The sequence below is a fragment of the Sinorhizobium glycinis genome (genome assembly GCF_001651865.1).
In the GTDB taxonomy this organism is placed as follows: domain Bacteria; phylum Pseudomonadota; class Alphaproteobacteria; order Rhizobiales; family Rhizobiaceae; genus Sinorhizobium; species Sinorhizobium glycinis.
The window spans coordinates 463,759-486,601 of sequence record NZ_LPUX01000064.1 but is presented as its reverse complement, the minus strand read 5'-3'; the positions used below and the strand labels follow the sequence as shown (position 1 = coordinate 486,601).

Sequence of the window (22,843 nt, the reverse complement as noted above, 5' to 3'; positions counted from 1 at the left end):
GGAACTCAAGAATGACAAAACCTTACGATACCCTTCTGATCACCGGCGCCGCCGGGCGTCTTGGAACCGAACTTCGCCGGGGCCTCGCTCCCCTGGCGAACAGATTGCGCCTCGCCGATCGAACCGAAGTCCGGGACCTGCAGCCGAACGAAGAGGCCATGGTGTTCGACCTCGCCGACGCCGATGCCGTGTTGAAGGCCACGCAAGGCGTCGATGCGATCGTTCATTTCGGTGGCGCGCCGCTCGAAACCGCCTGGGAAACGATCCTCGACTCCAATATTCGCGGTTCGTACAATATCTACGAGGGAGCGCGGAAGAACGGCGCGAGACGCGTCGTCTATGCGTCATCGGTCCATGCGATCGGCTACCATACGCTCGAGGCGCATATCGATACGGACGCGCCGGTTCGGCCGGACAGCCTCTATGGCGTCTCGAAGTGCTTCGTCGAGTCGCTGAGCCGGTTCTACTGGGACAAGTTCGGGCTCGAGAGCGTGTGCCTGCGCATCTTCTCCTCGTTCCCCGAGCCAGCGGACCGCCGCATGCTGTGGTCCTGGCTTTCCTTCGACGATTGTGTTCGCCTGGTGACCGCGAGCCTGACCGCGCCGCGCGTCGGCCATACGATCAGCTTCGGAATGTCCGACAACAGCCTGAAGCCCGTCGACAATTCGAAGGCGGGTCATCTCGGCTACCTGCCGCAGGACAATACCGAGCGTTTCCGCGCCGCGGTCGAAGCGCAGAAGCCCCCGCTCGACCCGAAGGCTCCAGCTGCGTTTTACCTGGGTGGGTGGTTCGTCGATATCGGCCATCCCGACGACGAGGCATCGAAATGAAAGAAAGCTATGACGTGATAATCGTCGGCGGCGCCGTAATCGGCTCCGCCGTTGCCTACTATCTCAGCGCCAACCCGGACTTCACTGGCTCGGTCCTGGTGGTCGAGAGGGATCCGACCTATCTGAAGGCGTCGACGTCCCTGTCGTCCTCCTCGATCCGGACACAGTTCTCCAATCCGATCAACGTGAAGATCAGCCAATACGGGTCCGACGTCATCCGCAATTTCGGCGATCTGATGCAGGTCGGCGACGACAAGCCTGATCTTGCCTTTCATTCCGGCGGCTATCTGTTCCTGGCCAACACACAGGAACAGGCGCAGATCCTCAAGGAAAACCATGACGCGCAGATTTCCTGTGGCGCCGATGTCGTGCTTTGGAGCCGTGCCGAACTTGCCGACGCCTTCCCGCACCTCAATGTCGGCGACATCGAGCTTGCATCCTACGGACGCTCAGGCGAAGGCTGGTTCAACAACACCGGCCTGATGTACGGTTTCAAGAACAAGGCGCGGTCGCTCGGTGTGGAATATGTCACCGACGAAGTCGTCGGCATCGGTCGCGCGGGTGACAGGGTGAACTCGGTGACGCTGAAGTCGGGACAGAAGGTCAGGGCGGGCACGATCGTCAACTGCTCGGGACCGCGTGCGGCGCTCACCGCCGCATGGCCGGTCTCGACGTTCCGGTCGAACCGCGGAAGCGCACCCTGTTCGTCATCGACTGCGCGAAGTCTCCCGAAGGCACGGCGAACGTCAATCACGGCCGATTGCCGCTGATGATCGACCCGACGGGCGTTTTCTGCCGCCCGGAGGGCCGCTTCTTCCTGACCGGTTGCGCTCCGGTCGAGGATCCGGCGGTCGACTGGGACGATTTCGAGCCCCGTTACGAAGAGTTCGAGGATATCATCTGGCCGACACTCGCAGAACGGTCGGCTAGTTTCGAGGCCGTCAAGGTGATCAATCAATGGGCCGGTCACTACGACTTCAACAGGCTCGACCACAACCTGGTCGTCGGGCGTCATCCCGAAGTGAGGAATTTCGTCTTTGCCAACGGATTTTCCGGCCACGGGCTCCAGCAGGGGCCGGCCGCCGGACGCGGCGTCTCCGAACTGATCATCTACGACGAGTATCGGTCGCTCGATCTCAGGGAAGTGGGTTATGAGCGGATCGTCGAGAACCGTCCTTTCATCGAGAAGGCTGTGATATAACCGGCTATGGCCCACCTCTCGCAGGTGGTCCACGGCATGCGAAATCGTAGTTGGAGAGCAGCTTGTCCGGACAGCACACCCGGCTTCCGCCGTTGAACGCACTTCGAGCGTTTTGGGCAGTCATGCGCCAGGGTAGCTTCCGAAGCGCAGCGGACGAGTTGCTTGTCACGCCTCAGGCCGTGAGCCAGCAGATCAAGTTGCTCGAGGACATCCTCCACGTGCCGCTGTTCGAGCGCAAGGCGCGGGTGATCGAGCCGACGGAACAGGCGATAGTCCTCTCGCATTTCATCGAGGCGGGCTTCGACGAATTCACCGAGGGAATCCGGCGGGTCACGAATTCCACCTATCGCAATCGCATCAACATCAATGTCAGCCCCTACTTCGCCACCCGCTACCTCATGGAACGGCTGGAGAAGTTCCGTCAACTGATGCCGGGGGCGGATATCCGCATCACCACCATGATCAGCGTTCGGGATTTTGCCGCGGACGAGGTGGACGTTTCCATACAGTGGGGCTTCGGCAACTGGAAAGACTACGACGTCAAGCTCGTGATGCGCGATCCCAAGATAATCTGCTGCTCGCCGGATCTCGCAAAGCAGATCAGCTCTCCCGCCGATCTTACCCGGCTGACATTGCTGCATCCCGTCATGGCGCGCGACCTCTGGTACAAGGTCCTCCAGCATCTGGGGCTGGAAGCGCCGGAGATCGCAAGCGAAATCGAATTCCACGACGCCGCCACCATGCGCCGCGGCGCCATCTCCGGCATCGGCGTCGGGCTCGTCTCGGTATTGGACGCCATGGCCGATATCAGGGATGGCAGCCTCGTGGCGCCTTTCGGCATCGACGCATTGAAATCGATGAGCGAGAAGGATGTCCCGGGGTTCTATCTTGTCGTGCCGCGCTCTCATAAGCGCGTGAAGATAATCTCCGCATTCTGTGACTGGATCAGCAGGGAAGACTGGACGTCTACCACAAGGACCGGGCCGTCCACATCGCGGTCCTGATCTGTCTCGTCGCCCCTCCCGCCTCCTGGGCTGCGCGGCGCCGGCGAAAAGCAAATCTTGTCTATCTCGCACCCTTTCTTGATTTCGCCCATCCGTCGTCTGTTGCACTCTCGTAGCGCAGTGAGGAGGCGCGATTTTCCTCTGATCTAGTCCGCTCCGCGCAGAAGAACCGGCCCTGATTTTTAGGCAAACGGTCAAAGGGTGGGGCGAGTGTGGTTTCCGCGAAGTTCGGGGCAGCGCGCTCTCATTTAACTTTGAAGTCTTCGGGTGGGACCTTCTCGCGCGATACCGAACTCGGCCTGCAGTTCTCCATGCCCTACTACATCGTCGCCTATGGGAGACGAACTACAATGGCACGCTCATCGCCTGCCAGGTTTTTGGCCGCGCACTGAAGGCGGCAGGTCGGGGAGCCATCCTCAACATCGGTTCGCTCGCAAGCTTTGCGCCACTGTCATTGCCGGCCTACACGGCGGGCAAGGCGGCCGTTCTTTCCCTGACGCAGATGCTTGCCGCCGAGCTCGGCCCCCACGGGGTGCGAGTCAACGGGATCGCGCCGGGATATACGATGTCGGATGGCCTCAGGGACAAGATCGCCCAGGGCCTGCGCAATCCCGAGGAGATCAAGGCGACCACGGCCCTGCGCGCTTTCGTCGAACCGGAGCATATCGCAGAGGCGGCCTGGTTCCTGTGTTCACAAAAAGCGGCATCGATCACAGGCGTGATGCTGCCGGTGGATGCAGGTTGGCTGGTACAGGCTCCGTACGCGTCCTATATGCGCGGCAATCCCATCAGGGACTGACAGCAGCCCTCCAGCGGAATCCCGGCCGGCGACCGGCTGCCTGCGCTCAATCAATTGGCCGCTGAGCTGGGCGTAAGCCGGACGGTCATTCGAGAGGCGGGTCGCCGGGATTGAAAAAATCTCGATGGTTTATTCGTGGTCTGGAATTGCAATGAGATAATATCTCATTGGCGCATTGCTTCGATTGAAATGCCCGCGAGGAGCAAGTGCTGCCGGTCAAGGACGGTCATCGAATGCTGCTTCAGGCCGGTTCGCGGTTGGCCTCGTCTAGCAAGGTTCGGTACCGGTTAAGACTGGTGGCGAGATGGTCGTAGAGGGCACTTTGCGCACCCTTTTCATCGCGCTGGGTTATGGCTGACAGAATCATCGCATGCTCGCGCTTGATCTTGTTCACGAAATTCGAACGCGACCCGCCGGACTGCCTGAGCTTCATCAGCAGCTCGGAGTTTATTTCCCCCATGAGTGCCTCGAGCAAGCGCGGGAAATGCGGATTGCGCGTTGCCTTCGCGATTGCCATGTGAAATGCGAAGTCGGCCTTGGCCTCTGATTCGACCTCGTCGGATTCGAGGACGGTCATCGCATCATACGTGCGGGCAATTTCCGTAAGCGCTTCCGGCGTACGCCGCGCAGCCGCGAGGGCAACCGACTGCATTTCGACGCCAAGCCGCAGTTCCAGGATATCCATCGCCGACCGGATGTCCTCGATCCGGCCGGCATCGAAATGAATGGCGCGACTGTCCCGCTCCAGTACGAAGACGCCGGATCCCTGCCGCGCCACGACGCGCCCCGCGATCTTCAATGAGGCGAGAGCTTCCCGCATGACCGTGCGGGAAACGCCGAACTCCTCGCACAACTCGGCGCTCGACGGCATCTTTTCCCCAGGCGGGTAGACGCCGCAATCCAGCCGTTCGGTCAGAGTGCCGACAACGATCTGAGCAAGATTGCCGCGTGGGGCGATGATGGTCATGGCGCTTCCTGCAGAGGTTCCCTGTGTCACTTATCAGATAAGACCGGCGCTTGCCGCCCGATTCCCCTTCAATCCTCTGTCCTGTCGAGGATGGACTCAAGAACGGAGATCGGATGAACCAGCGCCTTGCCGTCGATTTCCTTGGCCTGAGACCGGCAGGAATAGCCGGTCGCCATCACTACCTGGTCCCCGCCTGTCCGGTCGACATGTCGCTTCCAGCTCATGGCGTAAAGCCTTTCAGACATGTCGCGGTTTCGAACTTCGTGTCCGAATGTGCCAGCCATGCCGCAACAGCCGGTCTCGGCGATCTCGAGATCCGTGCCCGCGGCATCAAACACTGCGCGCCAATCCGCGAGGCTGGCCGCGGCATTGGTGCGCTCTGTACAGTGCGGGAGTAAGAGAAGGCGCTTTCGGTCGGCCGGTTTCGCAGCATCAATCCGGGAAAGATACTGCCGCAACCATTCCTGCGGCAGCAGGACCCGGGCCTTGGTCCGTGTGCATTGCCAGGCGGCATATTCGCTGCGAAAGGTCAGTGTCATCGACGGATCGAGACCGACGAGCGTCACCCCAAGACCTGATAGCTGGTCGAGATATGCCGCCGTCCTGGACGCCGTCCTGCGGAACGCCCGGAGGTAGCCATGAACATGCAGTGCCTTGCCGTTGTCATGCCGAGCGGCGAGATAGGGTGTCAGGCCGAGCTTGCAGGCGAGATTCAGTGCTGAAACGGCGACGCCCGGATCGAAACGGGCGGTGAAGGCGTCGGGGACAAGGACGACCGCTCTCGCCCGCGCCTCGGCCGGAAGAGCCGCGATGCGTTCCACCGTCGCGACCTCGACGCCGAGCGCCTTTGCTTCCCGCTCGAGCGAGAGCGCTGGCATCGCCGGCAGCGCGGTCAGGCCGAGCCGGTGCAGCAGATATCGCCCGGCCGCCGAGCCGACAGCAAAATTGTAAAATGGCCTGACCTTCGCCATCAGGGGCAGCATGGTCTCGATCGTGGCCACGACAGGATCCTTGAACGGCCGAAGATAACGGCCATGGTAAAGCTCCAGAAACTTCGAACGAAACGCGGGTACGCTGACTTTCACCGGACACTGGCCGGCGCAGGCCTTGCAGGCGAGGCATGTGTCCATGGCCGCCCGCACCTCGTGGGAGAAATCGTCCCGATTGGCCGGATTGAGCGTGTTCCAGGCGCGGAGCGGCAGGGTGAGAATGCTCCTGGCGGTCGTCTGGCGAGCAGCCTCGTTGCGCGGGTCGATCCTTGCCGCCGACAGGAGGCGCAGCCATTCGCGCATCAGCGACGCGCGCCCCTTGGGGGAGTAGCGCCGGTCGCGCGTGGCCTTGTAGGAAGGACACATCGGGCTTGTGGCGTCGAAGTCGAAGCAGGCGCCGTTGCCGTTGCAATAGGCTGCATTGTCGAACGCGTTGCGGATGTCGTCGCCGATCGTCCGGTCGAACGCCCCCCGCAACGGCACTTCGTCGATCTTGAGGAGCGGCGTGCCGTCCGGTGTGGCGATCTTGCCGGGATTGAGCCGGTTTTCCGGGTCGAAGGCGGCCTTGATGGCCTGCAGGTCCGGATAGAGCGGGCCGAAGAATTCGGGCACATATTCGGAACGCACGCCCTTGCCATGTTCGCCCCACAGCACGCCGCAATATTTGCGGGTGAGCTTGACCACGGCATCGCTGACGCGGCGGATCATCGCCTGATGCTCGGCCCGGGTGAGGTCGAGGGCCGGACGGACATGCAGGACGCCGGCATCGACATGGCCGAACATCCCATAGGAGAGACCCTCGGCATCGAGAAGCGCGCGGAACTCGCGGATATAGGGTGCGAGATTTTCCGGCGGCACGGCGGTGTCTTCGACAAAGGCAAGCGGCCTCACCGGCCCGTCGACATTGCCCAGCAGGCCTACCGCGCGCTTGCGCATCGACCAGATCGCCTCCACCTCGGCATTCTCCCGCGCGACCGTGTAACCCTTGTGCCGCATGTCTCCATGGTCGAGCGCGCGCGTCACGGCTGCAATCTTTCGGTCCAGTTCGTTCGCATCGTCGGCGAGCACCTCGACGATGTTGATACCGTTGGCGGGACTGCCCGCATCGTCGGGAAAGAAGCGCGATATGCCGGCCCAGACGATGTCGCCCCTGGCGAGCCGCAACACCTTCTCGTCGACCGTTTCGACCGAGGCGACACCCAATGCGGTGAGCGTGCGTGCGTCTTCGAGTGCGGTGTTGAAGTCGTCGTAGCGGATATTGAACAGCGCGGAGCGCTTAGGGATCGGCAGGAGATTCAGCTCCGCCTCGGCGATCATCGCCAACGTGCCTTCGGAACCGCAGAGGACGGCGTTCAGATCGAAACTGCCATCGCCGCGCCGCACATGGGCGAGGTCGTATCCGGTCATGTACCGGTTGAGATCGGGAAAGACCTTCGCGATCTCTTCACGCTTCTCGCGGGTTATCTGCTCCACGGTGCGATAGACCTCGCCAAGGCGGTCGCTGCGCCGGCAGGCTTCGTCCAGGGCAGCGTCGTCCATCGGGCGAGACCAGATATCGGTGCCGTCCATCAGTACCACCCGCAATCCCAGGACATGGTTGCTGGTCTTGCCGTAGAGGCAGGAACCCTGGCCGCAGGCGTCGGTGGAGATCATGCCGCCGATCGTGGCACGATTGGATGTCGAAAGTTCCGGCGCGAAGAACAAGCCGTGCTCCTCTAGCGCCCGGTTGAGCTGGTCCTTCACGACGCCGGCCTCCACGCGCGCCACGCGGCGGACCGGGTCGATCTCGAGGATGCGGTTCATGTGGCGGGAGCAATCGACGACCACACCCGGGGTCAATGCCTGGCCGTTGGTGCCGGTGCCGCCCCCGCGCGGGGCGATCACGATCCGCCGAAAGCGGGGCTGGCTCAGGACCCGGGCGATGATGCAGAGGTCCTCCGCATTCCTGGGAAACAGGATCCCCATCGGCGTGACCTGGTAGATCGAATTGTCGGTCGCCGACACGATGCGCCCGCCGGCGCGCCCGTCGACGTCACCGGAAAAGCCGCCCTCGATCAAGGCGCCGAACAGGTCCGGCTCCGGCAGCGCGATCGCGGCGGTGGAGGTAAGGCGTGGAATCATGGCGCACGACCACTCAGTCGAAAGTTAGAATACAAGTGCTAACATATATGTTGTGAGAAGGCCAAGCCCATTTGTTTGGGCGAACTGGCGCTACCACAGACGGGAGTTGCCGCGTCCTGGCTTCAGGCGCTCCTGTGTGCGGGTAATTGCGCCATGACGAAGCGTTCGGTGCGCTCGAGGCCCTGCTTCATATGGTTGCGGATTTCCTCCGCTAGGGCATCGAAGTCGTTGCCGATCGCCAGCGCCACGTAGCGGTCATGCGCATCGATTTCGGGAACGCGCCGATCGTGGGCACGATGATGGGTCGCCCAGTAAAGCTGCAGGCGGCCTTTCAACCGCTGCCATGTATCGAGCAGCAGGCGGTGGCCGCAGGTCTCGAAGACGAAGGAGTGGAGCGCCAGTTCTGTCGCGATGCTGGCCTCTCCGTCGCCCGCCCGGCTGCATGCCTTCAGCGCCTCGCATCGGGCGGCAAGCTCGGCACCGAAGGCCGCATCCCGCCTGGGCCAGACAAGCTTGAAAGCGAAGATCTCGAGTTCGGTGCGCAATGAGGAGATTTCACGCAGGTCCTCGAGGGTCAGGTCGAGCACGCGCGTGCCGGTATAGGGTACGGCGACAAGAAATCCCTCCTCGATCAGGTGGCGCAAAGCCTCACGAAGCGGTCCGCGGCTGACGCCGAAGTGGACCGCGAGATCCGCTTCCGAGATTGGGCTGCCGGGTGCCATCCGGCCGGACATGATGGCCGCCTTCAATTCATCGACGATCTGTTCCCGGAAGGTCTGTTTCTTGACGGGTCGCATGCGGTGCCCTCGGTTCGGCTTTCGAATTCCATTTAGCCGAAGCGGCTCGGAAAGGGAAATCGCAAGCGCAGGAAAATCTCCTTGCATTGTCGGCGTCGATGATCGATTGTCAACAATAGCATGCGAAAGCGTTCGGAGGAAGGACGACAAGAGGGCCATGGGGTAATGCAGAATTATCAGAGCGCGCAGGGCTATAGCGGCGACGCCAGGAACGAAGATGTGCTGGTCTATCTCAATGGTGCCTTCGTTCACCGCGACGAGGCGTCGGTATCGGTATTCGACAGCGGCTTCGTGCTAGGCGACGGGGTCTGGGAGGGATTGCGCCTCGTCAATGGTTCGCTACTGTCTGTGGATCTCCACATGGACCGGCTCTTCGAGGGAGCCAGGGTCATCAGCCTGGATCTCGGCATGACGCGCGGGGAAGTGGTGGCGGCGATCATGGAGACCTGCGCCAGAAACGGTTTCGCCGATGGTGCGCATGTTCGCCTGATGGTCACGCGGGGCCGCAAGGCGACACCCAACCAGGATCCCCGTTTCACGATCGGCGGGCCGACGATGGTGATCGTTGCCAAACTGAAGGCGCCCAGGTTCAATGCGTCGGACAAGGGCTTGACGCTCTTCACCTCTTCCTATCGCTGCAGTACGCCTGATGTATTCGATCTTCGCCTCAACTCCCACAGTCGGCTCAATCTGATCCAGGCATTGATCCAGGCGATCGCGGCAGGTGCCGACGAGGCGCTGATGCTCGATCCGCTCGGCTTCGTGGCAAGTTGCAACTCGACGAACTTCTTCATTGTCCGCAAGGGCGAGCTATGGACTTCGACGGGAAAATACAGCTTCAACGGCATCACGAGGGGGCGTGTTCTTGACCTTTTCTCACGCCATCTCGGGCCTGCGCGCCAGCTCGATTTCACACTGGCCCAGGCCTATTCCGCAGACGAGGCTTTCCTCACGGGAACGCTCGGCGGCGTGACGCCGGTCACCCGGATCGACGGCCACACGATCGGCGCCGGCACGACCGGTCCCCTGACCCGCGAACTCACGAGGATCTACTGACTGGGCGCGCGAAAACTGCGCCTGACCATCCCGCTGAAATCTGCGGCGGCGCCTGTCGGACACGCCGCCTCGGCAGAATTGTCATTCAGATCAACCACAGGAAATCGCCTGAGGGCGAAGCGAGGTGAACAATGAAAAATCTCACGACCGTGATCGTCGGTGGCGCATCCGGCCTCGGCCTGGTCACGGCAAAGCTGATGATTTCGCAGGGAGCGACCAAGATCGGACTCATCGACCGCAATCCCGAACTTCTCGCGTCGGCAGCGAGGGCATTGCAGGAACTGGGTGCAGAGGTCGCCACTGCCGTCGCCGATATTTCCCGGGCCGAGACTGCCCATCGGGGTTTCGGCGAGATCGCCGGACAGCTCGGACGCGTTCACGTGTTGGTTAATTCCGCAGCCATCTATCCGCGCAAGCCAATTCTCGACATCACCGACGAAGAGTGGGATCTCGAGAACGCGGTCAACGTCAAGGGTACCTATCACATGATGGTGGCGGCGGTCCGCCATATGCGCGAACATGTGAACCTCCCCGAGGTGACGGGTCGCATCGTCAATGTGACCTCCGTCGATGCCTTCAAGGCGCACCCGCAGAACGCCCACTACGCTGCCACCAAGGCAGCGGTTGTCAGCCTGACGAAATCCTTCGCGCAGGAATGCGCAAAGGACCAGATCCTCGTCAATTCCGTGGCTCCCGCCGGTTTCGCCACCGACCGTGCCAAGGAACTCGGCTTCCTGCCGGAGCTTGCCAAGGCAAGCGCGTTGGGTCGGGCCGCCGAGCCGTCCGAAATGGCCGAATGGATCGTGATGATGGCTTCCCACCGAAATACCTATGCCACCGGCGAAAATGTGGTCGTGAGCGGAGGCTACATCTATGTCTGAGCGTGATCGGGTCGCTTTGGTCACCGGTGCGACCAGCGGCATTGGAAAGGCGATTGTGCCGGCATTGCGGGCACGCGGTCTGGAAGTCTATGCGGTCGGTCGCAACGAGCGTGCGCTAGCAGAACTTGCGGAAGGGACGGGCGCGCGAACGATCACAGCCGACGTACGCGATACCGCGACAATCGGCCGGGCGCTTTCCGGCATCGATGTCGATATTCTCGTCAACAATGCCGGCATCCTTTCGACGCGGGCGCTCTTTCACGAAATAGAGCCCGCCGAAATCGACGCAATGATCGACGTCAACCTGAAGGCGCCGATGCATCTTACCAGGGCGTTCCTCCCCGGGATGGTGACGCGGCGGCGCGGGCATCTGATCTTCATCGGGTCGAGCGGCGGCCAGGCGGCCTATCCCAACATGGGCGCCTATGGTCCCTCGAAGGCGGGTCTCAGCCTGTTTTGCGACAATCTGAGATGCGACCTCCTGGGCACCTCCGTCCGTGTCAGCGAAATCGTGCCGGGGCGCGTGCGTACCGCGCTTTATCGCAGCGCCATCGCCGACGACCGTGCCGATGCCGTTCTCTATGACGGCTATCGTGCGATCGAACCGGAACATATCGCCCGGATCATCGCCGACGTCATCGATCTTCCCGCTCATGTCGACGTGGCGCGCGTCGAGGTATTTCCGACGGATCAGGCGGCAGGCGGGGGGACGATGGTAAAGGCCCCCCAGCCGTAGATGGGCCTGGCGATCTCACCGGCGCTGCTCGAACAGCCAGTCACGCAGCGCGGGTATGTCATGGCCGTTTTTCGACGTATGCACAACAACGTTGTCCAAGCCACTCAAAGGGCTATTATAGCCTCGATCTCGACCTTCGCACCCTTCGGAAGGGCGCTGACCTCATAGCAGGCGCGTGCGGGGAACGGCTTGACGAAGAAGCCCGCGTAGACCTTGTTGATCTCCGCGAAATGCCCGAGATCGGTCAGGAGAACTGTCGTCTTGACGGTGTTGGCAAGGCTTGTACCGGCGGCGGCGGCGATGGCGGCGAGGTTTTTGAGGCACTGATCGGCCTGTGCGATTGCGTCGTCCGAGTTGAACTCGCCGGTCTCCGGATCGATGGGGAGCTGGCCGGAGACGAACAGCAGGTTGCCGACCTTGATCGCCTGCGAGAAGGGACCGACAGCGCCCGGCGCGTCGTTCGTGTGGATTTCCTGGATCATCGTTTGTCTCCTCGATAAGTGGTTGAGTAGGGCCGCTCACGCATAGCGGGCGATCGCAAGGTCGGTGGCGTCGATCTCCGGCTTGCGGCCGCTGACGAGATCGGCGATTACCCGGGCCGAGCCTGAACTCATTGTCCAGCCGAGCGTGCCGTGACCGGTATTGAGATAGAGACCGGCGACCTTCGTCGGACCGATCACCGGGGTACCATCCGGCGTCATCGGGCGAAGGCCCGACCAGAAACTGGCTTTCGATACGTCGCCGCCCGGGAAGAGGTCGGTGACGGAGTGTTGGAGCGTCAGGCGGCGGGGCTCGCCGAGATCGTTGGTGTAGCCGGAGATCTCCGCCATGCCGCCAACGCGGATGCGATCTCCGAGCCGGGTAATAGCGATCTTGAAGGTCTCGTCCATGACGGTCGATTCCGGCGCGCGTGCGGCGTCGGTGATCGGGATCGTCAGCGAATAGCCTTTGACCGGATAGACCGGCAGACGGATACCGTGCGGTCTGACGAGGAGCGGGGAGAAGCTGCCAAGCGCCACTACCACGGCATCGGCCTGCAACGTTCCGTGCGCGGTGATGACGCCTCGTATGCGACTGCCTTCCACATCGAGACCCCGAATGATGCTGCCGTAGTTGAAGCGTACACCGAGCTCGTCCGCCTTCTTGGCCAAGGCGTTGGTGAATTTGAAGCAATCGCCGGTCTCGTCCTTCGGTGTCAGCAGGCCGCCAACGATCTTGTCGCGTACATGCTTCAGCGCCGGCTCGACGCGGATGCAGCCATCGCGGTCCAGCACTTCGTAGGGAATGCCGTCGGCTGCGAGCGCCTTGACGTCCTTACCGGACGCATCGAGTTGCTGCTGCGTTCGGAACAATTGCAGCGTGCCCTGCATGCGCTCGTCATAGGCAATGCCGGTTTCAGTGCGCAGCGCTGCGAGCGAGATGCGGCTGTAGTCGGCAAGCCGCAGCATGCGGCTCTTGTTGATCGCATAGCGCCCGGATGTGCAGTTCGAGAGCATCCTGACCATCCAGCATAGCATGGCGGCATCGATCTTCGGACGCAGGATCAGCGGTGCATGCTCCATGAACAGCCACTTGATCGCCTTCATCGGTATGCCGGGCGCAGCCCAGGGCGAGCAGTAGCCGAAGGAGACTTCGCCGGCGTTGGCGAAGCTCGTCTCCAAGGCAGGCCCGGACTGGCGGTCGATGACGGTCACCTCATGACCTGCCTTGGCAAGCTGGTAGGCCGAGGTGACACCGACAATGCCGGCGCCGAGAACGATGACTTTCATGATGTCCTCACTGGGAAAGAAGGCGTCAGCGGTACTGGCGCTCGTAGCGATGACCGAGGCCGGTCAGGATTTCGTAGGAAATGGTCCCGGCGTCGCGAGCGAGGTCGTCGAGCGACTGATGGGGCCCGAGGACCTCCACGAGGCTGCCGAGCGTGAGCCGATCGGCAGGAAGCCCAGTGATATCGATGGTGATGCTGTCCATGGACACGCGGCCAACAATCGGCAAGCGCACGCCGTCGCAGTAGACTGCCCCCTTGCCGCTCAGGCTGCGCGGCAGGCCATCGGCATAACCAGCGGCGATGGTTGCGAGCCGGGTTTCGAACGCTGCGACATGGGTGCCGCTGTAGCCGACGCGCGCGCCGGCCGGGACAGTGCGCGTCTGCACGACGGCGACATCGAGCCGCACGACCGGTTCCATGGGGTTCGGCACGCCGGCAGTCGGCGCGCCGCCATAGAGCGCGATGCCGGGGCGAGCAACCACGCCGTGATAGTCGCCACCGAGAAATATGCCGCCCGAGTTGGCAAAGGATACGTCGAAGCCGGAGAACTGCCGTGCGATGCGCGTCATCTCGGCAAGTTGGCTGAGGTTCTGCTCGCTCTCGACGTCGTCGGCGGAGGCGAGGTGGCTCATGATGAAGAGCACATCGACCATTCCGCCAACTCGAAGTGCGGCGGCAAGGGCCGCCCGCTCCTCCTGCGGCAGGCCGAGGCGCGACATGCCGGTATCGAATTGCAGCACGCCCGGCAACGCGCGGCCCAGCGCCTGTGCCATAGCGGACCATCGCTGCCACTGTTCCATCGAATTGATGACCGGGATGATGCCCTGCTGCGCGCAGCCGGGTTCGTTGCCGGGTTGCAGGCCATTCAACACGAATATCTGCGCATCGCCGGGCAGATGCGGTCGCAACCGAACCGCCTCGACAAATTGGGCAACGAAGAAATCCCGGCAGCCTTGGGCATGTAGCTTGGCGCCGACCTGGCCTGCACCAAGCCCGTAGGCATCGGCCTTGACGACTGCCGCAGCGCGAGCTGGGGCAACCTCCCCCGAGAGTTTTTCGTAGTTGCGAGCAAGGGCCGCGAGGTCGACGGTCAGGTAGCCCGATGCGCCGCCCCTGACCGTCGACCCGCCTTGCCTGCCTGCCTGTATAGTCCCGTCCATGCCGGCCTCCCGCGTTGACGGGGAGCTTAGTGAAACGATCGTGAAATTGCCGAGGAAAAAGTGATTGATCGTTGCGTCAAACCATGATCTTTGAAGGAAACGAAGAAGAATTGGCATGATCTGCAATGAATGCACTTGACGCGATAGACCGTAGTATCCTTCGGCTCCTGCGGCTGGATGCGCGACGCAGCAATGCCAGCCTGGCCACGGAAGTCGGGCTTTCGCCATCGGCCTGTCTCAGACGAATAAAGCTGATGGAGCAGGCCGGCGTTATCCGTGGTTACACCGCACTGGTGGATACATCCAACGTCGAAGCCACCATTGCTGTCATCATCAACATCACGCTGGATCGTCAGACGGAGGACTACCTCGATCGGTTCGAGGCCGCCGTGCGAAGGCACCCCGAAATAAAGGAGTGCTTCCTGATGACCGGTGGATCGGACTATTTGCTGCGTGTCGAAGTCGCCAATGCCGGCGAGTTCGAGCGCATTCACAAGGAGATCCTTTCCGCCCTTCCGGGGGTTTCGCGCATCCATTCGAGCTTTTCGATCCGAAACGTGCTTGCGACTCGGACCGGAACGAAACAGTCGACGCGACGATAGGCGCGACGACAGCATAGGCTACGGACAGCCTACCGAGGGAACGCATCATTTGGTCAATCGCACGCCAGGCCCACCACTAGTCCTCGGGTCGAGCCCTGGGTCAAGCCCAGGGTCAAACCCGAGGAGAGGGGCAATTTGCAGCAAGTCTGCGGAGCAGCTTCCGGCCTGATTTAATCGCTCACCACGGTCCACTTGTCGTCCGGATCGAAGCGGTCGATGAACGGCACGATCGCCTCGGTGCTGGCCCCGAGATCCCTCTCGTAGACGATGCCCTGCTGGTTGACGACGAACGTCTTGACGCCCGTTTCGGCATAGGCGACCGGCCAGGCGATCAGCGCGAAGCCGGCGATCATGTTGCCGTTGATGACATAGTCGTGTCTGCCGCCGGCGATGTTGTCGCCTTGCGAGGTCACGATGCGGTAGCGGTAGCCGAAATAGCCCTCGCCGGCCTTTGCCTTCTCGAGCGCCGCCTCGTTGATCGCGTCGCCGACCGGGCTTGTCTCCTCGCCCGCGCCGGCCGGCCAGTACAGCCCGTCGGTCTGGCCCTCGCTGCTGATCAGCCTCTGGGCGTATTCGAGGACGCCGTCGGCGTCGCGGTCCCGAGATGCATAGTCCTTCTGCGCCTCGACATAGGCGCGCACCGTCTCGATCGCCTCGAGTTCGTTCTCGCCGACACGCCGGTTGACGATCTCCTCGAGCCCCACATGGGTATCGAAGGCCCACTTGCCGTCCTCGCCCTTGCTGATCGGGAACGGCAGCGGCCAGAGCCGGTCGCCGACCTCGATAACCTTGCGGCCCTCGATTTCGCGCACCCGGACATTGCGGGCCGCGCCTTCGCGAATCTGCGCGAAGGTTTCCATCGCGTCCTCGCCGGTGCGGACCTTTGCCGCGTCGAGGCCGAGAAGCTTCGCAAGGCCGTCGAAATCATTGGCGGCAAGCCGCTCCTTGAAGGCCTCCACCGCCTTGGCCGGATCGTCGAAGGCGGGCGGGTCGTCGGCCGCGGCATAGTCATCGATGTCCGGCGGCTGTGCCTGCGCAAGCGCGGCATCGCCCGGTGCAATGGCGAGCGCAAGCGAGAGGACCGATCCGAGCAGCAGTCCGTGCAAAAGCCTGGTCATCGTCGTGCTCCCCTCCCTCACCGTCTGCGCCCGCCACCGCGGCCGCCGCCGCGCGCCATCGGCGGTCTGCCACCGCCGCGGCTCATCTGCGGCCGTCCGCCGCCACGATGGCCGCCGCCCATGCTGTGGCCGCCGCGCCGCGACGAGGCCACCTCGCGCCGGCCGGTGTTGACGTTGCCGAGGCCCGAGGGCTTTTTGGGCCGGTTCTGCGCCTTCGCCGCCATCTTCTTCTTGCCGGCCGGCCGGTTGACCGAAGACTTCTGGCCCTTTGGACGGTTGACGCTCGGCTTGCCGCCGCCAGCCTTTGCCTTCGCCGCCGTCCGGCCGCCGGGCCGTGCCGCGGCTTCGCGTCTCGGTTGGGCCTTCAGGCCCTCGAGTGTGCTCTTGCGCACATCCTTGAGCTCACCGCCCCCGCCGCCCGGTCGCGCTTGCGGCCGATCGCGGTTGATCGCGGCCGCGCGGTTGCGCAGGTTGTTGTCGCCCCTGGCCTTGATGTTGTTCTTGATGCTCGACCGGTCGAATTTCTGGAGCTGGTCGCGATCGAAGCTGATCTTGCTGCGGTCGACATTCTTCCAGTCGATGTCGTTGAAGTTGACCTTGCCGTCGAAGTCGATGTCGTTGAAGCACTTGTTGCAGTCGACATCGATGTCGCCGTCCCAGCGGCCACCCCACACGCCCCAATCGTCCCAGTCGACGATGGCGCCGAAGATCGCGCCGGTGACGGCGCCGGCGAAGAAGGCCGCGCCCGGATACCAATAGGCGGGATAGGGGTCGTCATAGTAATCGATCGGCACCGGCGCGTAGTCCGGCTCGTAAAGCATCTCCGGCGGATACTGCGGCACGTAGATGACTTCCGGGTTCGCCGACTGGATGATGATGTTGTCACCCTCCTCGACCACCTTGATCTTGTCGTCGGTCTCGATGATGTCCTTGGCCACCGCCTCGTCGCGCAGTTGCTGGATGGCGATCAAAACGTCCTTCTGCTGATTGGCGATCGCCTCGCCGAAGGCCTGCGTCCATTCGAGGTCCTCGCTCATCATCTTGACGATCTCGGGATAGTTCAAGAGCGAGATGATGCTGCCGTCCCAGCTTTCCTTCGGTTTCAGCTCGGGCTTCTTCTTGCGGGCTTCGAGAAACCGTTCCGCCTCGACGATCTGCAGCGGGTAGAGCGACGCTGCAGAGACGAGCGCCACCAGTTCATCCGGATAGAGCGCGATCGGGGCGACGAGCACCTCAAGCTCCTCATCGCTCAGCGGTTCGGGCGCAGCCTGCTGCTGCCCGGGTGGAGCGGGCGTTTCTTGGGCGAGGGCCGGCGAAATGAGCGACGTGTTCCCGAACTGCAGCAGCGCCGAGGCTGCCAGGGCAGCCATGCCCCCTAGAATTGACTTGCGCATGATCCGCGTCTCCCCCTCGGTATCGGAGAAGGCATCCGCTTTAAAGTGCCTTTCCGAGACGGCCCCCCTCAAACAAGTCTGCAGCAAGATTACCACTTGTGGTCTTCACCTCAAAGCGACGACAATCGACGGCTATCTCCTCTGGTCCCGCAACGCGGATTGTGTCAGATGGAACTCTGGCAACGACGCGGAGACAGTCGGGTGAAGCAGGGCCGTCCTTCGGCGAAAAGGCGAGTCGATGAAGCAAGGATCGGTGCGGAGGCCGGCAGGCGCGTCACCCTCGCCCGGGCGCTCTCCAAGCTCGGCTACTGCTCGCGCACGCAGGCGGAAAAGCTGATTGCCGAGGGCCGCGTCAGCGTCGGCGGCCGGAAGACGACCGACCTTTCGCACTGGGTCGACATCGACAGGGACCGGATCGCCGTCGACGGAACCGCGATCGCGGCCGAGGCGAAGGTCTACCTGATGCTGAACAAGCCGCGCGGCGTCGTGACGACGCGCGACGACCCGGAGGGGCGGCCGACGGTGTTCAATTGTCTCGCCGAGGCCGATGCCCGCTTTCTCTCGCCGGTTGGCCGTTTGGACAAGGCGAGCGAAGGGTTGTTGCTCTTCACCAACGATACGGTGCTGGCCCAGCGCCTCCTCGATCCCACCACCCATATCGGCAAGATCTACCACGTCCAGCTTCGCGGTCTTCTCGATGAGGCATCGACACAGGCGATGATGGGCGGGGTCAGCGAGGGCGGCGAGGTGCTCAAAGCCACGCATGTTCGCGGCCTGAGGAGCGGCGACAAGACCTCCTGGATCGAGGTCGAGCTGCAGGAAGGGCGCAACCGGCAGATTCGCCGCATGCTGGACGCGCTCGGTTTCGAATGCCTGCGGCTCATCCGTGTCTCGATCGGCGAGATCGGCCTCGGCGACCTCCCGAAGGGGGCAAGCCGACCGCTGACGGACGTGGAGGTCGAGTATCTGAGACGGCGCACGGGACTTTGACGGGCAGCCGATTCGCACGCAACATGACCCTCCCCAACCCCTCCCCACAAGGGGGAGGGGTATACTCGCGGCACCCTCTTCCCTTTCCGACTCCTACGAAATGGCTCCAAAGGTAAAGAAAAAGAGAGGGAGTCGGCACGGCATCGAAGCCCCTCCCCTTGTGGGGAGGGGTTGGGGAGGGGCGTTTCGGCTTGCCACGCCTGAGCCAAATGGGTGGAGATCCACCCATCGCCACGCGCTTTTGTTTCCGAATCCACCCATCGCCCCGCCGCTCGCGCGACAAATGCGCGAAACCGCCGCAGACGGCGGTTGTCTGTGGTAAAATCCCGTTTGCTAATGGGTGCAACCAGGACCGGCGGGAGGAACCGTGCCGGCTGGTGGACAAAGTCATCCGGGAGGAAAAAATGAAAATTTTGAACGCGCTTCTGGGCGCCGTCGCCGCCGTTTCCCTGTTTGCCGCTTCGGCCAGCGCCCAAACCTATCCGGAGCGCACGATCACCATGGTGGTGCCCTTCTCGGCCGGCGGCCCGACCGATACGGTCGCCCGCCTCGTCGCCGAATCCATGTCGAAGGACCTCGGCCAGCAGATCATCGTCGAGAACGTCGGCGGCGCCGGCGGCACGCTCGGTGCGGGCCGCGTCGCCCAGGCCGATCCCGACGGCTACACGGTCCTCTTGCACCATATCGGCATGGCGACCAGCGCGACGCTCTATCGCAAGCTCGCCTATGACACGCTGAACGCCTTCGAATATGTCGGCCTCGTCACCGAGGTGCCGATGACCATCGTCGCCCGCAAGGATTTCGAACCGACAGATCTCAAGGGGCTGATCGAATACGCCAAGGCCAACAAGGATACGGTGACGGTCGCCAATGCCGGCATCGGCGCCGCCTCGCATCTCTGCGGCATGATGTTCATGGACGCCATCGACACGCAGCTGACGACAGTGCCCTACAAGGGCACCGGCCCGGCGATGACCGATCTCCTCGGCGGCCAGGTGGATATCATGTGCGACCAGACGACCAACACGACGAAGCAGATCCAGGGCGGCACGATCAAGGCCTATGCCGTGACCTCGCCGAAGCGGCTGAAGATCTTCCCGGACCTGCCGACGGCTGAAGAAGCCGGTCTTCAGGGCTTCCAGGTCGGCATCTGGCACGGCATCTATGCGCCGAAGGGGACGCCCGCAGAGGTCACCGATCGCCTGTCCAAGTCGCTGCAGAAGGCTCTCAAGGACGAGAACGTCGCGGCCCGCTTCGCAGAACTCGGCACCGAGCCGTCGAGCGAAGCCGATGCGACCCCGGCAGCGCTGAAGGCCAAGCTTGAAAGCGAGATCGCCCGCTGGAAGCCGGTGATCGAGGCGGCCGGCCAGTACGCCGACTGATCGGCTCCCGCGAGCTGCTGCCAAATACGTTCTCAAACAGGGGCGGTCGGCAGCGGCATCGCCTCCGACCGGTCGCGCTGTGGGGCAGCGGCCGGTCGGAGAAATCGATCGGTGGCCCCCTAAGAGTTGACAGCCGTCAACTTTCCGCAGGACCCCGCTACGGCGCCCCGCGTCTGTTCAGACACAAGAAGGGTTCGCTGTAGCACTTTGCAATGCCGCATGTTTTTATCCTTGAACCGGCTCCGATTTAAGAAAACGTGCAGCAGCTCGAGCCGGACAAAAAGCGAGGACATCGCCAAAAACCGGGACGCCGCGGCCGCGTCCGAAACAACAAAAATGGGGACAAGATGAAAGCCATCTCCTTCGATACCACCAACGCGCTGTGCGGGAGTATCCTGACGGCCGTCGGTCTTTTCTTCGCCTGGCAGTCCTTCGGGCTCGAAATCGGCACCGCCTTCCGGATGGGTCCCGGTTATTTCCCGCTGCTGCTCTCGGCCGTCCTGACGCTGCTCGGCGTCGTCATCCTGGTGCAGTCGGCCCGCGTTCACGGCGAGCCGATGGGACCGATCGCCATCCGCGGCATGTTCTTCATCCTGCCGGCACCGATTTTCTTCGGGCTGACGGTACGCGGACTGGGCTTCGTGCCGGCCGTCTTCCTGACGTCGTTGATCGCCTGCTTCGCCTCGCACCGCATGAAGCCGCTCTGGGCAATCGCCGTTTCGCTGGGGCTAGCGATCTTCTCGGTCGTCGTCTTCAGCTACGGCCTGAACCTGCCCTTCGAACGCTTCGGCCCCTGGGCCCGGTTCTAGGAGACGAATCATGGATCTCTTCAGCAATCTTGCCCTCGGCTTCGCCACCGCCGGTTCGCCGGCGAACCTGCTCTTCTGCCTGATCGGCGTCCTGCTCGGCACGCTGATCGGCGTGCTTCCCGGCATCGGCGCCACGGCGACCATCGCCATGCTGCTGCCGATCACCTTCCAGCTCGAGCCGGTCTCCTCGCTGATCATGCTCGCCGGCATCTATTACGGCGCCCAATATGGCGGCTCGACCACGGCCATCCTCATCAACATGCCGGGCGAATCCTCCTCCGCTGTCACCGCCATCGACGGCTACCAGATGGCCCGCAACGGCCGCGCCGGCACCGCGCTGGCGATCGCCGCGCTCGGTTCGTTCTTCGCCGGCACGGTCTCGACCTTCCTCGTCGCCCTCTTCGCGCCGCCCTTGACCGCGATCGCGCTGGAATTCGGCGCCGCCGAATATTTCTCGCTGATGATCGTCGGCCTCGTCTCCTCCGTCGCGCTCGCGCACGGCTCGGTCGTCAAGGCGCTGGCGATGGTGGCGCTCGGCCTGCTGCTCGGCCTTGTCGGCACCGACATCTATACCGGCACGCCGCGCTTCACCCTCGGCATTCGGGAATATGCCGACGGCCTCAATTTCGTCGCGCTCGCGGTCGGCGTCTTCGGCATTGCCGAGATCCTGCGCAACCTCGAAAGCGAGAAGACCCGCGAAGTGCTGATGGCGAGGGTCAGCGAACTCCTGCCGACGAAGGAGGACTTCAAGCGGATGTTCGCACCGGTGATCCGCGGCACGGTGATCGGCTCGGCGCTCGGCGTGCTGCCGGGCGGCGGCGCCATCCTCGCCGCCTTCGCCTCCTATACGGTGGAAAAGCGCATCTCCGACCGGCCCGAGGAATTCGGCCGCGGCGCCATTGCCGGCGTCGCCGGACCGGAAAGCGCCAACAATGCCGGGGCGCAGACCTCCTTCATCCCGCTCTTGACCCTCGGCATTCCGGCCAACCCGGTCATGGCGCTGATGATCGGCGCGATGATCATCCAGGGCATCGTGCCCGGCCCGAACGTCGCGACGGAACAGCCGGCCCTCTTCTGGGGCATCATCGCCTCGATGTGGATCGGCAACCTGATGCTCGTCGTCCTGAACCTGCCGCTGATCGGGCTCTGGGTAAAACTCCTGAAGATCCCCTATTTCGTGCTTTTCCCGATCATCATGGCCTTCTGCTCGATCGGGGTCTACAGCGTCAATTCCAACGTCTACGACCTCTATGCCGTCGCCTTCTTCGGCCTTGTCGGCTACCTGCTCCTGAAGCTGCGCTGCGAGCCGGCACCGCTGCTTCTCGGCTTCGTGCTCGGCCCGCTGCTCGAGGAGAACTTGAGGCGCGCCATGATTCTCTCGCGCGGCGACCCGACCACCTTCGTCACCCGGCCGATCAGTGCCGCACTGTTGCTGATCGCCGCAATCGTCCTCGTCGTCGTCTTCCTGCCGGCCGTCAAGGCCAAGCGCGAGGAGGTTTTCGTCGAGGAGGATTGAGGAGAGGGTTCCTAGACAGCCATTGCGGCTCCGCGCCTTTCCAGACGCGGGGCCGCTTTGTTATAGAGCCATCGGCCAGCGGCGGCCAGCCGAAAGGCTCTGCCGGCGATTGCAGGCCGCAGTGGAGCGTCAACCGCGCCGTGCCGCCTCGATGGCGGCGACGTCGATTTTCCTCATCGTCATCATGGCCTCGAAGGCGCGCTTTGCTTCGTCGCCGCCGGCCGCCAGCGCGTCGGTCAATACGCGCGGGGTGATTTGCCAGGAGATCCCCCACTTGTCCTTGCACCAGCCGCAGGCGCTCTCCTGACCGCCATTGCCGACGATGGCATTCCAGTAGCGGTCGGTCTCCTCCTGATCGTCGGTTGCGATCTGGAACGAGAAGGCTTCGTTGTGCTTGAAGGCGGGGCCTCCGTTCAGGCCGAGACAAGGGATGCCCGCGACCGTGAATTCGACCGTCAACACGTCCCCCTCCTTGCCGGACGGGAAGTCACTGGGCGCACGGAAAACGGCACTCACCCTGCTGTCCGGGAAGATCTCAGAATAGAAGCGAGCGGCATCCTCGGCGTCGTTGTCGTACCAGAGGCAAATCGTGTTCTTTGCCATTGCGTGTTCCTTTCTCTTTGAGGAAGTTCGGCCTTTTCCCATCCGCTACCCTGCGAAATAGGGAGCCAAGCGTTTTTCTCCACCCATGCCACAGCACACGACAGCAGCATGAATGCGCCT

At 62.9% G+C, this 22,843-nt stretch carries 23 protein-coding genes; 14 read left to right on the top strand and 9 right to left on the bottom strand.

All coding sequences use genetic code 11. The features are described 5' to 3' along the window. The first annotated feature begins 11 nt into the window (after positions 1-11). From AU381_RS22130 to AU381_RS31040, 6 genes are all read left to right on the top strand, one after another. The gene (locus tag AU381_RS22130; protein WP_064243864.1) at positions 12-830 is read left to right on the top strand and encodes an NAD-dependent epimerase/dehydratase family protein; all 819 of its coding nucleotides are present in this window, start codon (positions 12-14) and stop codon (positions 828-830) included. After that, positions 827-1,600, top strand: a complete 774-nt coding sequence (locus tag AU381_RS31260; protein ID WP_425288630.1) for an NAD(P)/FAD-dependent oxidoreductase — start codon at positions 827-829, stop codon at positions 1,598-1,600. The genes AU381_RS22130 and AU381_RS31260 overlap by 4 nt, the downstream gene beginning before the upstream one ends. Continuing rightward, complete coding sequence (locus AU381_RS31255; RefSeq protein ID WP_425288629.1) at positions 1,489-2,031, top strand: NAD(P)/FAD-dependent oxidoreductase; 543 nt, start codon at positions 1,489-1,491, stop codon at positions 2,029-2,031. Before AU381_RS31260 ends, AU381_RS31255 begins: the two co-directional genes overlap by 112 nt. A gap of 62 nt (positions 2,032-2,093) precedes the next feature. Then, positions 2,094-3,035 carry a LysR substrate-binding domain-containing protein gene (locus tag AU381_RS22120; protein WP_064243863.1) on the top strand — a complete coding sequence of 314 codons (942 nt, stop codon included), beginning with the start codon at positions 2,094-2,096 and terminating at the stop codon, positions 3,033-3,035. A 175-nt stretch (positions 3,036-3,210) separates the two neighbouring features. Further along, positions 3,211-3,834, top strand: a complete 624-nt coding sequence (locus AU381_RS22115) for an SDR family oxidoreductase (RefSeq protein WP_082910278.1) — start codon at positions 3,211-3,213, stop codon at positions 3,832-3,834. A gap of 18 nt (positions 3,835-3,852) precedes the next feature. Then, positions 3,853-3,948: a GntR family transcriptional regulator gene (locus tag AU381_RS31040; protein ID WP_082910325.1), complete on the top strand. Its 96-nt coding sequence runs from the start codon at positions 3,853-3,855 to the stop codon at positions 3,946-3,948. Between the two features lie 127 nt (positions 3,949-4,075). Here AU381_RS31040 and AU381_RS22110 read toward each other — a convergent pair whose 3' ends face one another. The 3 genes from AU381_RS22110 to AU381_RS22100 all read right to left on the bottom strand — a co-directional run bounded on the left by AU381_RS22110 (position 4,076) and on the right by AU381_RS22100 (position 8,708). Then, positions 4,076-4,801, bottom strand: a complete 726-nt coding sequence (locus AU381_RS22110; protein ID WP_064243862.1) for a FadR/GntR family transcriptional regulator — start codon at positions 4,799-4,801, stop codon at positions 4,076-4,078. A 68-nt stretch (positions 4,802-4,869) separates the two neighbouring features. Beyond that, positions 4,870-7,911 carry a D-2-hydroxyglutarate dehydrogenase YdiJ gene (ydiJ, locus tag AU381_RS22105; RefSeq protein WP_064243861.1) on the bottom strand — a complete coding sequence of 1,014 codons (3,042 nt, stop codon included), beginning with the start codon at positions 7,909-7,911 and terminating at the stop codon, positions 4,870-4,872. Between the two features lie 122 nt (positions 7,912-8,033). After that, positions 8,034-8,708 carry a GntR family transcriptional regulator gene (locus tag AU381_RS22100; protein WP_064243860.1) on the bottom strand — a complete coding sequence of 225 codons (675 nt, stop codon included), beginning with the start codon at positions 8,706-8,708 and terminating at the stop codon, positions 8,034-8,036. A 165-nt stretch (positions 8,709-8,873) separates the two neighbouring features. Between AU381_RS22100 and AU381_RS22095 the strand changes: the two genes are divergently transcribed. The 3 genes from AU381_RS22095 to AU381_RS22085 all read left to right on the top strand — a co-directional run bounded on the left by AU381_RS22095 (position 8,874) and on the right by AU381_RS22085 (position 11,381). Beyond that, complete coding sequence (locus AU381_RS22095) at positions 8,874-9,764, top strand: aminotransferase class IV (protein ID WP_064243859.1); 891 nt, start codon at positions 8,874-8,876, stop codon at positions 9,762-9,764. 131 nt (positions 9,765-9,895) lie between these two features. Next, entirely contained in the window at positions 9,896-10,645 is a 750-nt protein-coding gene (locus AU381_RS22090) for an SDR family NAD(P)-dependent oxidoreductase (RefSeq protein ID WP_064243858.1), read from the top strand. Continuing rightward, positions 10,638-11,381: an SDR family oxidoreductase gene (locus tag AU381_RS22085; protein WP_064243857.1), complete on the top strand. Its 744-nt coding sequence runs from the start codon at positions 10,638-10,640 to the stop codon at positions 11,379-11,381. The genes AU381_RS22090 and AU381_RS22085 overlap by 8 nt, the downstream gene beginning before the upstream one ends. A gap of 104 nt (positions 11,382-11,485) precedes the next feature. On the opposite strand, the gene AU381_RS22080 is transcribed toward AU381_RS22085, so the two are convergent. From AU381_RS22080 to alr, 3 genes are read right to left on the bottom strand one after another with little or no spacing between them, the layout of a single operon-like run. Continuing rightward, positions 11,486-11,863, bottom strand: coding sequence for a RidA family protein (locus AU381_RS22080; RefSeq protein ID WP_064243856.1), 378 nt, complete (start codon positions 11,861-11,863; stop codon positions 11,486-11,488). 36 nt (positions 11,864-11,899) lie between these two features. Continuing rightward, positions 11,900-13,150 (bottom strand): D-amino acid dehydrogenase, encoded by a 1,251-nt coding sequence (locus AU381_RS22075; protein ID WP_064243855.1) that lies wholly within the window; start codon positions 13,148-13,150, stop codon positions 11,900-11,902. A gap of 25 nt (positions 13,151-13,175) precedes the next feature. Then, positions 13,176-14,309, bottom strand: a complete 1,134-nt coding sequence (gene alr, locus AU381_RS22070; protein ID WP_064244193.1) for an alanine racemase — start codon at positions 14,307-14,309, stop codon at positions 13,176-13,178. Positions 14,310-14,434: 125 nt separating this feature from the next. Here alr and AU381_RS22065 point away from each other — a divergent pair, with 125 nt between their 5' ends. Next, positions 14,435-14,911 carry an Lrp/AsnC family transcriptional regulator gene (locus tag AU381_RS22065; RefSeq protein ID WP_064243854.1) on the top strand — a complete coding sequence of 159 codons (477 nt, stop codon included), beginning with the start codon at positions 14,435-14,437 and terminating at the stop codon, positions 14,909-14,911. A gap of 170 nt (positions 14,912-15,081) precedes the next feature. On the opposite strand, the gene AU381_RS22060 is transcribed toward AU381_RS22065, so the two are convergent. Continuing rightward, positions 15,082-16,029 (bottom strand): DUF2950 domain-containing protein, encoded by a 948-nt coding sequence (locus tag AU381_RS22060; RefSeq protein ID WP_064243853.1) that lies wholly within the window; start codon positions 16,027-16,029, stop codon positions 15,082-15,084. 17 nt (positions 16,030-16,046) lie between these two features. Then, positions 16,047-17,423, bottom strand: coding sequence for a DUF3300 domain-containing protein (locus tag AU381_RS22055; protein ID WP_064243852.1), 1,377 nt, complete (start codon positions 17,421-17,423; stop codon positions 16,047-16,049). Positions 17,424-17,624: 201 nt separating this feature from the next. Here AU381_RS22055 and AU381_RS22050 point away from each other — a divergent pair, with 201 nt between their 5' ends. The 4 genes from AU381_RS22050 (at position 17,625) to AU381_RS22035 (ending at position 22,120) form a co-directional block, all read left to right on the top strand. Then, on the top strand, positions 17,625-18,413 hold the full coding sequence (locus AU381_RS22050; protein ID WP_064243851.1) for a pseudouridine synthase: 789 nt from the start codon (positions 17,625-17,627) through the stop codon (positions 18,411-18,413). Positions 18,414-18,817: 404 nt separating this feature from the next. Then, a complete protein-coding gene (locus AU381_RS22045; RefSeq protein WP_064243850.1) occupies positions 18,818-19,795 on the top strand; it encodes a tripartite tricarboxylate transporter substrate binding protein BugD in 978 nt (325 codons plus the stop codon). Between the two features lie 347 nt (positions 19,796-20,142). Then, positions 20,143-20,604: a tripartite tricarboxylate transporter TctB family protein gene (locus AU381_RS22040; protein WP_064244192.1), complete on the top strand. Its 462-nt coding sequence runs from the start codon at positions 20,143-20,145 to the stop codon at positions 20,602-20,604. Between the two features lie 10 nt (positions 20,605-20,614). Continuing rightward, the gene (locus AU381_RS22035) at positions 20,615-22,120 is read left to right on the top strand and encodes a tripartite tricarboxylate transporter permease (protein WP_064243849.1); all 1,506 of its coding nucleotides are present in this window, start codon (positions 20,615-20,617) and stop codon (positions 22,118-22,120) included. 129 nt (positions 22,121-22,249) lie between these two features. On the opposite strand, the gene AU381_RS22030 is transcribed toward AU381_RS22035, so the two are convergent. Then, positions 22,250-22,723 (bottom strand): VOC family protein, encoded by a 474-nt coding sequence (locus AU381_RS22030; RefSeq protein WP_064243848.1) that lies wholly within the window; start codon positions 22,721-22,723, stop codon positions 22,250-22,252. Positions 22,724-22,843 lie beyond the last annotated feature (120 nt).

Bases quoted from the DNA above. Each gene is read 5' to 3' on its own strand.
- AU381_RS22130 (WP_064243864.1), top strand. From the start codon at position 12: ATGACAAAACCTTACGATACCCTTCTGATCACCGGCGCCGCCGGGCGT.
- AU381_RS31260 (WP_425288630.1), top strand. From the start codon at position 827: ATGAAAGAAAGCTATGACGTGATAATCGTCGGCGGCGCCGTAATCGGC.
- AU381_RS31255 (WP_425288629.1), top strand. From the start codon at position 1,489: ATGGCCGGTCTCGACGTTCCGGTCGAACCGCGGAAGCGCACCCTGTTC.
- AU381_RS22110 (WP_064243862.1), bottom strand. From the start codon at position 4,801: ATGACCATCATCGCCCCACGCGGCAATCTTGCTCAGATCGTTGTCGGC.
- ydiJ (WP_064243861.1), bottom strand. From the start codon at position 7,911: ATGATTCCACGCCTTACCTCCACCGCCGCGATCGCGCTGCCGGAGCCG.
- AU381_RS22100 (WP_064243860.1), bottom strand. From the start codon at position 8,708: ATGCGACCCGTCAAGAAACAGACCTTCCGGGAACAGATCGTCGATGAA.
- AU381_RS22095 (WP_064243859.1), top strand. From the start codon at position 8,874: ATGCAGAATTATCAGAGCGCGCAGGGCTATAGCGGCGACGCCAGGAAC.
- AU381_RS22090 (WP_064243858.1), top strand. From the start codon at position 9,896: ATGAAAAATCTCACGACCGTGATCGTCGGTGGCGCATCCGGCCTCGGC.
- AU381_RS22085 (WP_064243857.1), top strand. From the start codon at position 10,638: ATGTCTGAGCGTGATCGGGTCGCTTTGGTCACCGGTGCGACCAGCGGC.
- AU381_RS22080 (WP_064243856.1), bottom strand. From the start codon at position 11,863: ATGATCCAGGAAATCCACACGAACGACGCGCCGGGCGCTGTCGGTCCC.
- AU381_RS22075 (WP_064243855.1), bottom strand. From the start codon at position 13,150: ATGAAAGTCATCGTTCTCGGCGCCGGCATTGTCGGTGTCACCTCGGCC.
- alr (WP_064244193.1), bottom strand. From the start codon at position 14,309: ATGGACGGGACTATACAGGCAGGCAGGCAAGGCGGGTCGACGGTCAGG.
- AU381_RS22065 (WP_064243854.1), top strand. From the start codon at position 14,435: ATGAATGCACTTGACGCGATAGACCGTAGTATCCTTCGGCTCCTGCGG.
- AU381_RS22060 (WP_064243853.1), bottom strand. From the start codon at position 16,029: ATGACCAGGCTTTTGCACGGACTGCTGCTCGGATCGGTCCTCTCGCTT.
- AU381_RS22055 (WP_064243852.1), bottom strand. From the start codon at position 17,423: ATGCGCAAGTCAATTCTAGGGGGCATGGCTGCCCTGGCAGCCTCGGCG.
- AU381_RS22045 (WP_064243850.1), top strand. From the start codon at position 18,818: ATGAAAATTTTGAACGCGCTTCTGGGCGCCGTCGCCGCCGTTTCCCTG.
- AU381_RS22040 (WP_064244192.1), top strand. From the start codon at position 20,143: ATGAAAGCCATCTCCTTCGATACCACCAACGCGCTGTGCGGGAGTATC.
- AU381_RS22035 (WP_064243849.1), top strand. From the start codon at position 20,615: ATGGATCTCTTCAGCAATCTTGCCCTCGGCTTCGCCACCGCCGGTTCG.
- AU381_RS22030 (WP_064243848.1), bottom strand. From the start codon at position 22,723: ATGGCAAAGAACACGATTTGCCTCTGGTACGACAACGACGCCGAGGAT.